The 13707-nt window shown below is 69.5% G+C and carries 2 protein-coding genes; one reads left to right on the top strand and one right to left on the bottom strand.

Annotation, left to right across the window (positions count from 1 at the left end; genetic code table 11):
• Positions 1-34 precede the first annotated feature (34 nt).
• A complete protein-coding gene (locus tag ABZ854_RS11050) occupies positions 35-8773 on the bottom strand; it encodes a ricin-type beta-trefoil lectin domain protein (RefSeq protein ID WP_361207625.1) in 8739 nt (2912 codons plus the stop codon).
• A gap of 364 nt (positions 8774-9137) precedes the next feature.
• Here ABZ854_RS11050 and ABZ854_RS11055 point away from each other — a divergent pair, with 364 nt between their 5' ends.
• On the top strand, positions 9138-13493 hold the full coding sequence (locus ABZ854_RS11055) for a LamG-like jellyroll fold domain-containing protein (RefSeq protein ID WP_361207628.1): 4356 nt from the start codon (positions 9138-9140) through the stop codon (positions 13491-13493).
• Positions 13494-13707 lie beyond the last annotated feature (214 nt).

The raw sequence follows: 13707 nt of genomic DNA on the forward strand, positions 1-13707 counted from the left end.
AATCTCCGCCCGTACGCCCAGCCACCGGCTGCCGCTACTGATGGAATGTCTGACGCACGGACCAGCCGGTATCGTCAAACGCTTCAATCGTCACGGCAAATGGAACGTTATCGCCCGGATTATAGTGCGGTGTCCCCGAGTACATGATGACATGACCGTCATCCGCGTCATTGAGATACTTGGCAATTGACTCCTCGAATGTCCTCATGGGGCCGTTGTCAATGGCTGCCGTCGTCCGGACGAAGTTCGCCTCGACGGTCCCCAGCCCACCCAGCGCCTGCGGCAGGAGGTGCCCACGCGCGTCTCCATTCGCCCCGCTCACGAAGCCCGGCGGCTTGATCCTCCGCACCGCCTTCGTTCCAGTACCGAGCATTTCCTTGGTGACTATCGCGACCACTCCGGAGCGGCGTTGGGCCGCGTCGACGGTTCCGTAGTCGATCTCACCTTCCCCGCAGGTGTTGTGGACCAGGACCGGCGTGGCGCCCGCCAGCACATAGAACGTGTGCAGCTGGCGGACAGTCAGGTTCCACCGGTCTGCGGATCCCCGCGTCACACGGAGTGCCACCACATGCGCGTGGCGGTTGTGCGCGGTGTTCAGCGCGTGGCCAGGCCTCAGCTTGCCCGCGGGTACCCACGTGTGGGTGGTGTCGTCCCAGAAGGGGTGGTTGGAGGTGGTGTGGAGGGTGGCGGTGTCGCCGCCCTCGGTGCGGATCGTGACGTCGAGCAGGTCGTGGTCGTGGTTGATCCAGACGTGCTGGACGGTGCGGGCGCCCTGGTGCTTGCCCGTCTTGGGGCTGGCGGACTCGACCTTGTCCCCGGTCCTGATCTCACCGATCGGCTTGGTCTTGCCGTGGGCCATGAGGACCGGGGTGTCCGGCGAGAAACTGCAGCCCTTCGGCCTCGGCTTGGTCCCCTCGCTGCCGACGTGCGGGCTGTCCGGCTCGGCGGCACGCTGGTTCGCGGCGTCGGAGCCGTCTTGCAGGTCGTGGGGCTTGCTCGACTTCCCGCCCCCGGTGCCGTCCTTCGGGGACCCTCCGCCGTCGGCGTCGCCCTTCGGGGACCCTCCGCCGTCGTCGCCCAGGCCCTTGGCCGCCGCGTTGCCGCCGGAGGCTCCCTCTTCGACATCGTGGGCCGCCCGCAGGGCCTTCAGGGCCCTGAAGGCCTTGACGCCCTTCGACGCGAGTCCGACGCCGTCGACGGCGACTCCGCCGATGAAGCCGGTCCAGTTTCCAGCCTTGTAGGAGGTGGCGCCGGTCTTGGCGCCGAACAGGTGGGCGAACGGATGGTTGTGGTTCGTGCTGAACGGGTGGGCGTGCGTGTTCAGGTGCGGGGCGTACCAGGAGGCACCCGAACGGTTCGCTGCCCAGTTCCATCCCGTGGCGAGGCCCTGTGCGGCATGGTTGCCGAAGCTGCTGGCCATGTTCCAGATGCCGGCCAGGCCGTCACCGATGAACCCGTCCAGGACCCCGGTGACGAAGTTGCCGATGCTGCCCCAGCCGAACAGACCCGTCGGGTCGCTCATGCTGGCGGGGTTGTCACCGGCGTAGGCGTACCCGCCCATCTGGTTGGGGTCGCCCGCCTCGAAGAGCGGGTCGGGGGTGAGGAAGCGGCCGGTCGTCGGGTCGTAGTTGCGGGCTCCGAGGAGGTCGAGGCCGGATGACGGGTCGGTGGGCTTGCCCAGGAAGCCGTGGTTCTCGTCCGGGGCGACCCAGCTGGACGGCTGGATGCCGCGCGGATTGCCCCACGGGTCGAAGGCGCGCCGGGTCACCGCCAGGCTGCCGGCGTCGACGGAGGTGGTGGCGGTGCCCTGCGTGTTGGCCATCTGGTAGCTGACCGAACCGGAGGACGAGCGGGTGATGAGAGTGCCGTCGGGGCCGTCGTAGTGCCGCAGACCGGTGAACGTCTTCGCCGGGACGTTGAGGGTGATCTGCTCGGTGCCGCCGAAGAGGTACAGGATGCGGGTCTTGGCCGTGCCGTCGACGGAAGCGGTCTGCTCCAGCAGTCCGCCATCCGCGTCGTAGAGGTAGGTGCTGGTGTCGGTGTGGGTGCCGGTGGTGGTGGCGACCGTGTGGGTGCGGCCCTCGGCGTCGTAGGTGAAGTCCTGCTGCTGGCCGGGCAGTACCGGGCCCGCCTTGATGGTCGTCCACACGTCACCGCTGGAGGAGCAGCCCGAGACGGTCAGCTGGGTGCCCTTGGTGGCAGAGGCGGACGGGTCGGTCAGGCACAGGTTGTTGTTGGCGACCAGGGCCAGTTTGCCGCTGGTGGTCATGCGCCATTGCTGCGTCGCGTCACCGTTGCAGGTGTCGATGACGACCTTGGTGCCGGAGGTGGTGGCGTTGCCCGTGGTGTCGAGGCACATGCCGAGGACTCGTACGGTGTGGTCCGTGCCGATCGACCACTTCTGCGCGTTGGTGCCGTTGCAGGTGTAGACCTGCACCTTGTTGCCGGGCGTGGTCGAGGATGTGGCGTCGTCGACGCACAGCTTGCCGCCGCCGGACAGGGTGAACCCGGTGACGATCGGGCCGACCGTGCTGACCTTGCGGTCCATCGCGTTGCCGGCGTTGACGTTCGGGGTGTAGCCGGTGTCGGTGTGGGTCTCGGTCTGGGTGGCGGTGCCGAGGGTGGGGTTGGAGACCGTCTCCGTGCCGGTCTGGTCGGGGTGGGTGGCCGCGGTGGTGCCGTCCACGCCCGGGTAGCTGATGGTCTGGGTGGTGTCGTCGAGGGCGTTGCCGGTGGTGTCGTGGTCGACCTTGCCGGTGCGATCTCCCAGCAGGTCGTAGTCGTAGGTCTGCCAGTACGGGTCCGGGCCGCCCACAGTGGAGGCGTCCTGGACGCGGCTGGTGGCGCAGCCGCCGACCTGGCCCGGGGTGGCCGTGCCCGGGCTGGTGATGCCCTTGGTGTCCGTCCAGGCCGCGGTCAGGCGCTGGAAGGAGTCGTAGGCGAAGCACTGGGTGTCGTGCGTGGTGTTGTCGCGCAGGTCGTCGATCGCGGTGATCGCTCCGGCCTGGTTGTAGCGGTAGTCGACGACATCCAGCGCGGCGGTCTGCGTCTGCAGCATGCTGGAGGTCTGCGTGAGCCGCCCGGTGGTGGAGTCGTACTGGGCGTAGGTGGCCAACTCCTGGCCATCGGATCCGTAGTTGGCCTGGATGGTGCGGCCGAACGCGTCGTGGCGGGTGTCGTCCAGGTACGACGGGGTGTTGACGGGGCTGATGAAGCCGCCGAAGCCCGTCAGCGTGCCGTCCTGGTTGTAGCCGTATCCGATCTCCTCGGCCGGGAGGTTGCCGTCGGCCTGGTAGGTGGTGGTGTTCAGCAGCCCGATGGTGTCGGTGTAGGTGGACGACAGGGTGTAGGTGACGGTGCCGGAGGACGGCGGGGCGGACTGCCCGGCGGCGGCGAAGCCGTCGCTCGCGGGGATCGTCAGGGTGGTGCCGGTGGGCTGGTAGGAGGTGGTGTAGCCGGTGACCTTCTGGGTGTACGCGTCGCCGGAGGCGCCGCCGACATAGCGGGTCGCCGAGGTCGGGTGGCCCTTGGTCAGGGTGTCGTACGTCCAGGCGGCCAGTTGCTTGGTCGTGTCCGGGCTCGTCGCGTAGGCGGCGGCGTACTCGCCGGTTGGCCGGTTGTCCCAGTCGTAGTGGTAGGAGAGCACCTGGCCGCGGGGGTCGGTGGTCTGCAGCAGGTTGCCGGCGGTGTCGTACTTGTCGTAGGTGCTGGTGCCGGTGTTCGGGTCGGTCTGCGAGGTCTTCTGGCCCAACAGGTCGTAGGTGTACGACCAGGTGTTGCCGGCGGTGTCCTTGACACTCTCGATCTGGCCGGCCGGGGTGTAGGTGTAGCGGGTGGTGGCGTCCGCGGCGGCGGCCTGGCCGGCCGTGCCGGAGGACCAGATCGAGGTACCGGCGCTGTCGTAGACGGCCAGGTCGGCGTCGTTCTGGAGCTTGAGGACAGAGTCGCTGGTGGCGGCGAGCCCGGTGGACCACAGCTGGGTGCCGGACGGGGTGTAGACGGCCAGGTTGCCGTCGGTGGTGAACTTCGCGTACGCGCCCGCGCTCTGGGAAGTCGCCGCGAACAGCGTCTTGACGGTCTTGCCGGTGGCCAGCGACGACAGCACGAGGCTGCCGTCCGCCCGCATCGCAAGCCGCACGCTGTTCGAGGTCAGCGAGGTGCCGGAGGGAATGATCTGCCCGCCGGCAAGGGTGACGGTGGTGCCGGTGTTGCGTACCACCGCCTCGGTGGTCTGCCCCAGCGCATTCTGGTAGGTGGCGGTGGTGCGGCCGCCGGCCGGGCCGGTGGAGGTTGCCTCGTCGGCGCCGGGGTAACTGGCGGTCGAGGACCACTGCTTGACTGCCTGGTGCCACAGCGTGGAGGCCGTGGGGCGGCCTTCGCCGTCGTACGTGGTGGTGGTCTCTGCGGGGACCTGGTTCTCGTTGGCCGCGTACAGCGTCGTCGACGGATTCGTGGTCGGCTCCGAGTACGGCGCGTACTTCGCCGTCAGCCAGCCGTGGGAGTCGTAGAACGTGTCGGAGATGATCCGGCCGGTGCTGGAATCGCCCAGCGCCGTCGACTGGGTCTGCCGCGGCTGCAGCATCCCGTCGTAGATCGTCACCGCCGTGCTGTACGTGCCGTCGTCGCGCAGCGTGTGCGTGGTCACCGACGACGGGTCGCCCGGCTGGGTGATGGTGCCGCCCGGCGCGGCGACCGCGCCCGGGTTGATCGAGTAGGTGAACGTCCTGTCCGCGCTCTGGCCGCCGGACTTGTCCCGGCCCGGCAGCCACACCTCGGTGCGGCGCCCGAGCGCGTCGTAGGTCATGTCCGTCTTGCGGCCGTTGGCGTCGACGTTCTCGGTGGGCAGGCCGCGCAGCGGGCTGAGCGTGGTGGATACCTGCCAGCCCTGGCTGTTGGTGGTGGTGTACGAGGCCGGGTTGGTGTTGTTGCCCGAGGAGGACCAGGCCGGGCTGTAGGCGGTGGTGGTGGTCTGGCCGGTGGCGTCCGTGGTGGCGCTGACCCGGCCGGCGCCGTCGTACGTCACCGCCTGCGTCGTACGCCAGGTCTCGGTGCCGTTGGAGAAGCCGTCGGCGACCCGTGTGGCGGTCGGCCGTCCTGTCGACGACAGGTCGCCGAACGTCCCGAGGGACGACAGGGTGCCGTCACCGGTGTAGTAGACCTCCTCGTCCGAGATCAGGCTGGTGGCGGATACGGCGGTGCCGCACGCCCCGGCCACCGCGGTGGTGCGGTCCGGGTAGTCCAGCATCATCGGGTTGGACGTGGGCGGGCTCGCGTAGGTGAAGGTGGTGCACTTCTCCTGCGACGTGTCACCGACGTCGCCGTGGTCGTCCTCGGTCGAGATGCGGCCCTGGCTGTCGTAGGTGCTGTCGGAGCGGGTGTGGCGCCAGGTGCCGTCGGCGAGCAGCGCGTAGCCGTGGGCCTGGGTGGTCTTGATCCGGTGTGCCGTCTGGTCGGGCAGGGTGGACAGGACGGGCTTGGTGCCGGTGTCGCTGTCGGTGTTCCAGCTCGACCACGCCGTCTGCGCCTCGTGCGCGGTCGTCGTGTACGTGAACGGGCCGTTGACGCTCACGGCGTTGATGGTGCCGCCGGCCTTGGTGTACGTGTCGGTCTGAAGGACCGCGCCCGCCAGTTGGTCGGAGTCGGTGACCGTCTCCACCGTGGAGCCGCCGACGGTGGCGGTGCGGCTGACCGAGCGGCGGGTGCCGTCGGCCAGGTAGTCGCCGTCCATGCCCTGCAGGTAGTGCGTGGTGGTCTGGGTGACAGGTTCGGGCGCGGTCCCGGTCTCGACCGTCACCGTCTTGAACCCGCGGAACTGGCCCCAGGTGCGGTAGTGATCGTCCGTCAGCGACGAGTCGTCCCGGTGCCAGGCCGGGCCGCTGTACGTGTAACGGGTGGTCTGCGGCTCGGAACCGTCCGGAATGTTCTGTGAGTCCGGCTTGTACTGGGCGGCGACTGTCAGGTCCGAGACCGTCACCGCGTGCACGGTGGTCAGGTTGAACCAGTCCGCGGTCGGCTTCGACGCCCCGGCCACGGTCCAGTACACGGGGAAGCAGGAGTGGGTGTTGGTGTCGGCGTCGGCCATCGTCAGCGTCAGACCGGCGCAGGGGTCCAGGTTGTAGTCGACCGCGATGGACTCACCGGTCTCGGTCTGCACACTCGCGATGCGCGGCCGGTACAACGGCGGCGCGGAGGGTGAGGCATCGTTGACCCGGTTGTCGATCTCCGTGCCGGTGAAGGCGACCTTGTTCAGCGCGATGTCGCTGTTGCCGTTGTCGTACGTGTCCTCACCGGTGTGCTGGATGGTCTGCAGCCACATCACCGCTTGCAGCTGCCCCGCGTCCTTCGGGTCCACCGACGTCCCCGTGACCGGGTCGACAGTGCCACCGGCGTCCGAGTACACCTGGTGCAGGTGGTAGGAGTCCACAGGCTTCAAGGCGTCCGTGGAGGAGTCCTTCACGTGCACGTCGGTGGTGATGTCCTGCAGCCGCGTCGTCGTCCAGAACGTCGGGGACGGCACTATGCACACGTTCGACGGCACGCTCGTGGCGTCGGCCGCCAGCGTGGTCGTGTCGGTCGAGTCGCAGTGCAGGTCCCAGGGGACGTCCGGCCAGTGCGTGGCGGTGCTGTCCTTGAGGTTGCCCGCCGAGCAGTCGGTGAAGGTGTCCGTGGTCTGGCACCGCTGGGCCAGGGTGAAGTCCACCTCGGCGGACGGCGTGCGGTTCGCCTTCTCGTCCGCGAGCGTGTAGCCGTAGCGGATGGAGGTCAGTGCCCCGCCGCGCGTGTAGGAGGTCAGCGTGCCGTGCGAGCCGCTTGCCGCCTGGCCGCCGCCGAGGTCGTAGTAGTTGGTCTGCCCCGTGTAGCCGTAGCGCTGCACGGAGCCCGACGGCGCCACCACGAAGTCCAGGTTCCAGCGCCAGCCTTCCTGCTTGGCGCACTTGGACTTCTTGCCGTCGGTGGAGTTGTAGCAGGGGTCGGAGGACACCGGGTGCAGCACCGGCACACCCCACGCGGAACCGGTGGAGTCGTCGGTGGGGCTGGACGGGATGGTCGCCGAACCGCCCGTGCCGCTCGGCGCGTGCTCCGCGCCGAAGTAGGCGGCCGTGCCGTCGGTCGTCAGGACGCGGAAGTAGATGCCGTCCTGGAGACCGTTGGGGGCGCCGGACAACTCCTGCACCAGCGTGCCGTCGTCACCCTGAAGCCGCCACTGCTTGATCTCCCCCGTCACCGAGGAGTCCACCCCGTCCGGGACCAGCCGCCCGGAGTGCGAACCGAACGACAGCGTCGCGTTGTCGCCGCCCCAGCACTCGTCACCCGAACCCTTGAGGATCGGCTTGTCGTCGGAGTCGACCAGGCTGCTGCACGGCCGGTAGGAGCGTTCGACGAAGCCGGGCTCGTAGTCCCAGCCGTCTCCGGCCCAGGACGCCTGGGAGTTGCGGGCCGACGTCTCCCCGTCCTGCGACTGCGAGTTGTAGTCCAGCGACACCGACGGCGCGCTGCCGTCGGCCCCGCTGGGCACGTCGATGGGGTACGAGTACGTGAACGCGCCCGTGGGCGAGGTCTTCCACGCCCCGGCCGGGTTCAGCGAGGTCGCCGAGTAGTCACCCTGCGAACCGGAGGCGGAGGAGGTCACCGCCAGCGTCGTCGACGAGTCCGTGGTCGTGGTCGACATCGGTGCGATGTAGGCCAGTTGCGAGCCGAGGCCGCTGCCGGTGGGGTGCGGAGCGGGCATGGTGGAGGGGGTGCCGGGCAGGGTGATGGTGGCGGTCAGCTCGTTCGCCCCCACCCGGTTGGTGAAGTGGACCGGGGTGCGTTTCTGGCAGGCCGCGTCCTGCGGGGTGGTCAGCACACAGCTGGGCAGCTGGACCAGTTCGAGGCGCGAGCCGTATCCGCCGCCGTAGGCCTTGGCCAGCTGGGCGTAGTCGACGACGACCTCGACCTTGCCGCCTGTACTGCCGCTGGTGGGGGTCAGGGTGAGCAGCATGCCGTTCGCGCCCGCCCGCAGCGCCGCCTTGTGCGAGGCGACGCTCACGTCGACCGCCTGCGGAACCTTGGCGGCCGCTGCCGTCTTGGCCGTCTTGGCGTGCTTGCCCGTCGTGGCCGGGGCCAGCCACACCGGCAGTCCGGCCGCCTTCACCGGGCCGTCCACCGGCTCCTGGGCGGTCGTGGGCGGCGCGGAGCTCTGGGGCGAGGCGTTGGCCTCGGGGTCGTCCGACGGAGCCGGGGTGCTCGCGGCGGGGCCACTCGCGGATGTGCTCGCGGCCGAGTTCGGGGTGGTGTTCGGGGGCGCACTCGCCGCACCGGAAGGCGCGACCGAAGGCGTGACCGAAGACGTGGCCGAAGGGGTCGGCGAGGCTGAGGGCTTCGCGGCGGGGGTCCGTACCGGTGCCTCGACGGGTGCCTTCACGGACGACGTCGACTTCGCGGCCGACGTCTTGGCCGCGTGCGTCAGGCGCACCGTCGCGGTGCCGGTCTTGGGCCACACCGGCGCCTTCCCGCGGTACGTGCCCAGCGCCTTGAAACCCTTGCCGTGCGCCGTGACTCGACGGGCAGCCAGGGGGTGGCCGCCCACCGCCGGGGCGGTCTGCGGCTTGTTCGGCCGCCACACCTTCCCGTCGAAGTGATAGCCGCTCGCGAACGGATCCGCGTGCCGGCCGAACAACGCCGTGCCCAGACCCTGGGATACCCCCAGCGGCACCAACAAGGCCAGCACGAGGCCTGCGACCATCCAACGGCCGGCCGCCGAGCCCCACATGCCCCGCCACAAGCGCGCCAACGCACGCCGATTCCTCGCCACCTGGGCCCCCCACGCACAACAGCGGCCCTGAACAGGGCCGCTGTGAAGCCAATGACCGCACGAATACGCGATCGACGGGAGGCTATTGATCAGCCACGTTTGGCTCAATAGTCTGCGCCGGCGCTGTGGCCAGGGTGTTCCCCCACCAGGTGTCATGATTTCCCGCATTGAAGCGGGGTCGAATCATGACACTGCTTGACATTCCCGCACTGCGTGCAACACCCGCCACAACGTCCCCCACCCCGGTTATGACGGACATCACATCCATTGAGCGCCCGCCAAAAGAAGGAAATTTTACTCAGTGCTTAACTCACCTTTTGAGATACCCACCCCACGCCGGAAGTTGAGACGTCGTCGCACGGCGCTGGTGGCCGTTCTCGCCGGGCTCGTACTCGGCCTGCCGGTACTGCCCGCCGCGGCCGCGGCCTCCGCCACGCGTCCGACGGACCCGATGTCGGCCGCGCGGCAGCAGGCCAAGGACGGCGGCCACCGCGTGCGGGTGGCCGCGAAGACCACCCAGACCACCACGATCGACGCCAACCCCGACGGCACCTTCACCGAGACCACCCACCTGCTGCCGGTCCGGGTGAAGAAGAACGGCGCCTGGACGAAGGTGGACGCCACCCTCGCCCTCAACGGCGACGGCACGTACTCCCCCGCCGCCACCCCCAACGCCGTCAAGCTCTCCGGCGGCGGCACGGGCCCGCTGGTCACCCTCACTCATGCCGACGGCCCCAGCATGCGGCTCACCCTGCCGTTCGCCCTCCCCACCCCGCAGGTGAGCGGTGACACGGCGCTGTACAAGGCCGTACTGCCCGGCGTGGACCTGTCCGTGTCCGTCACCGACCAGGGTGGCTTCAGCGACGTCCTGATCGTCCACAACGCCACGGCGGCCGCCGACCCGCGGCTCAAGACCCTCACCCTGGCCGCCACCACGCACGGCCTCTCCCTCAAGCCCACCCCCTCGGGCGGCATGCAGGCGACCAAGGTGGACGGCACCCTGGCCTACACCAGCCCCCGCCCGCTGATGTGGGACTCCAGCGCCAAGGCGGCTCCCAAGGCCGCGCTCGCCACGCCCGCCGGCGGCACCACCGAAACCCACGGCAACAGCGGCCGGACCGCCCCGTCCTCGGCGCACTCCCCCGGCACCGGCGCCCATGTCGCCCCGATCGCCATGAAGACCGGCTCCGGCGGGCTGACCCTCACCCCGGACCAATCGGTGCTCACCGACCCGGGCACCACCTACCCGGTGTACATCGACCCCTACACCAACCCGGTCTCCTCCACCGCCGGCCACTACGACGAGGTCTACTCCAGCTCCACCTGCCACGACGCACCGCAGTACGACAAGCCGCAGACCGGCGGCGAAGGGGTGGGCTACCAGCGCTGGGGCGGCTCGTGCGGCACCGGTCTGGAGCGCACCTACTACGCCATCGACACCTCGGGCCTGCACTCCTCCTTCGTGATCTACGACGCCAAGGTCGCCATCTCGACGACCTACGCGGCCAGCTTCTCCTGCTCCCAGGACCAGCCGATCACTCTGCACACCACCGACGCCATCAGCTCGTCCACCGACTGGGACAGCAGGCCCGGCACCCACGATGTCGCCTTCCCGACGGTGACCACCCACGTGCCGTCCGGCGCGAACCCCAGCAGCTCCTGCAGCAACAGCACCGCCACCTTCACCGTCACCGACGAAGCCCAGAAGATCGCCGACCAGGACGGTGACGGCTACAACGCTTCCGGCACCTTCGGCGCCCAGACCAACGCCTGGACCATCGGCCTGTACGGCGACGAGGACATTTCCTCCAGCAACACCGACTACCTGCGCACGTCCCAGACGCTGACGCTGACCACCAAGTTCGACATCGCGCCCAACACGCCCACCAGCCTCCGCACGGTGCCCGCCGCCACCGGCGCAAGCTCCGCCTGCACCACGAGCGGCGACGGCTGGATCGGCGCCACGACCTACTCCGACGCCGGCAGCAACGTCAAGCTGCACGCCACCGTCACCAGCAACGTCTCCGGCGAACTCGTCGCCGCGCACTTCCACGTCTGGGACCGAAGCGTCCTCGACTCCGGCGGCAACGCCGCCGACAAGACCTCACCGGCCACCTCCTACCTGGCCTCCGGCTCCGACGCCTCGGCATCGGTCGGCTTCACCCTCCTCGACGGCCACGAGTACGGCTGGGACGTGTACTCCGAGACCAACTCGACGCTCCATCTCAAGTCGTCGACCAGCGACCACTGCTGGTTCAAGACCGACCTGACCGCGCCGGCCACCCCGGCCGTGGACGCCAACCCGTCCTTCCCACCCGTCGGCAGCGGCTCGGCGAACCCGATCGTCTACGCCGGCAGCGGCAAGACCACCAGCTTCACCGTCCACGACAGCGACAACCCGGCCGCCGACAGCAGCTGCACCCCCAACGCGTGCCTGACCTCCGGCATCGACCACTTCCTGTGGAAGCTGGACACGCCGCCGACCGCAGCCGACAGCACCACCGCGGCGGTGAGCGGCACGAGCAACGGCGTCGGCACCGCCACCATCACTGTGCCGATCAACACGTGGGGCGTACACACCCTCTACGTCGCCGGAGTCGACAAGGCCGGCAACATCTCCACCGCCCCCACCAGCTACACCTACACCGTCCCCTGGAACCCGGCCACCAAGGCCACATCGGGCGACGTCACCGGCGACGGCGTACCCGACCTGCTGACCACCACCAAGGGCGGCAGCCTGCTCGTGGTACCCGGCGACACCGACCCCGCCCAGCCGGCCACCCAGCCCACCTCACCCACCACCAGCAGCTACACCGGACCACTGACCGCCGCCGACTCCGACCACACCCCGGCCGCCACCAGCGGCGACAGCTGGGCCAACTACCTCATCGCCCACCACGGCAGCCTCACCGGCCACGACGTGGACGACCTGTTCGCCCTGCACACCACCTCCAGCCCCAAACAGCTCTACCTCGTCCCCAACGACGTCAACTACGACACCACCACCTACGGCTACAGCAACTACGCGAACAACAAGTCCCACACCATCGCCAAGCCGTCCTGCCAGTCCTCCACCCCCGCCGACCGCTGCACCGCCGCCGACTACACCACCGACTGGAACGCCACGACCAAAATCGCCGCCCCCGGCGACGTGTACGGCACCGGCCTCGCCGACCTGATCACCATCGAGAACGGCCATCTCTGGCTGTACCAGGGCCGCAGCGGCGGCACCCTCGTCAACCCGGTCCTGCTCGGCGACGGCGACTGGTCCGACTTCGACCTGCTCAGCCCCGGCACCGTCAACAACACCCCCACCCTGTGGGCACGCAACCGCTGGACCGGCGTGTTGTACACCTTCCCCCTCACCATCGACACCACCACCACCCTGCCGCCGCTGCTGCACGCGCCGGTCAGCACCCCGCTGCAGTCCGCCGTGGTCCCCTCCACCGACCACCTGTGCCTGGACGTACGCGGCTACAACACCGACGACGGAACCCCGATGGAGATCTACACCTGCAACGGCACCCACGCCCAGCGTTTCTCCCTGCTGACCGACAACACCCTGCGCGTGTACGGCAAGTGCGTGACCGTCGCCCAGGGCGGCACCGCCGACCACACACCGGTGGAGCTGGACCACTGCACCGGCTCGGCCGCCCAGCAGTGGACGCCCTCGGGCACCGGTAGCCTGACCAACCCGCAGTCCGGGCGCTGCCTGGACGACCCGTCCGCTTCCACGGCCACGAGCACCCAGGTGCAGATCTACACCTGCAACGGCACCGCCGCCCAGAACTGGACCTCCAGCGCGAACACCGGCTGGGACACCAACTCCGCTTCCGCGCTGACCACCGGCGTCCCCACCCTCGACTACCCGCTGATCGCCACCGACGGCGACACGAGCAGCCCCGCGGGCGGCCCCGACGGCCACCCGGACCTGTACACCACCGACACCTCGGGTCAGCTCCTGCTCCACCCCGGCGGCGTCCTCAGCAACGGCCTGCCCACCCTCACCACCCCGGTCTCCCTGGGCAGCGTCACCGACGCCGCCCAGAACTGGTGGAACCTCGACGAAGGCACCGGCACCACCCTCACCGACACGAGAGGCAGCCTGGACGCCACCCTCACCGGCGACCACACCTGGACCACCGACACCACCCACGGCACGGTCCTGAACCTCGACGGCACCACCGGCTACGCCGCCACCAGCGGCCCGGCCGTCGACAGCTCCAAGAGCTTCTCCGTCTCCGCCTGGGTCAAGCTGAACTCCCTCACGGCGAACTCCACCTTCGTCTCACAGTCCGACACGGCGGGCAACGCCAACGGCTTCCAGCTGTACTACTCCTCGTACGCACACGCCTTCGCCTTCAACCGGCACAACGACGACACCACCGGCGACAACTTCTCCGCCGCCTACGGAGGCACCCCGACCACCGGCACGTGGACCCACCTCGTCGGCGTGTACGACGCCACCACGACGAAACTCAGCCTCTACGTCGACGGACACCTGGCAGCGACCCAGGACTACACCGGCACCACATGGAACGCGGCCGGCAACGTCCAGATCGGCCGCCGTCTGTACCAGAGCTCCTACGGCGAATACACCGACGGCGAGCTCTCCGACATCCGCCTCTACGACACCGCCCTGCCCGCCGCGGACGCCGCAGCCACCAACGACCTCCCGCAGGCGGTCCGAATGAGCTGAGTCGACGCGCCGGGAACACCCGGCACCACCGCGTGAAGAGGCAGGGGCCTGCTCCGACGCTCGTCGGAGCAGGCCCCTCCGCGTGTAGGGCGTCCCGGCGAGCGGGTGCCGACGTTCAGTGGCAGTCCTGTGAACCCTCAGCCCTCGTACACCGTCGGAACGGCGCCGTGCCCGTCCATGCGGCAGCCCCGCGCAGGGGGAGGGCCCCGCCGCG

The organism is Streptomyces sp. NPDC047028 (assembly GCF_040644095.1).
Lineage (GTDB): Bacteria > Actinomycetota > Actinomycetes > Streptomycetales > Streptomycetaceae > Streptomyces.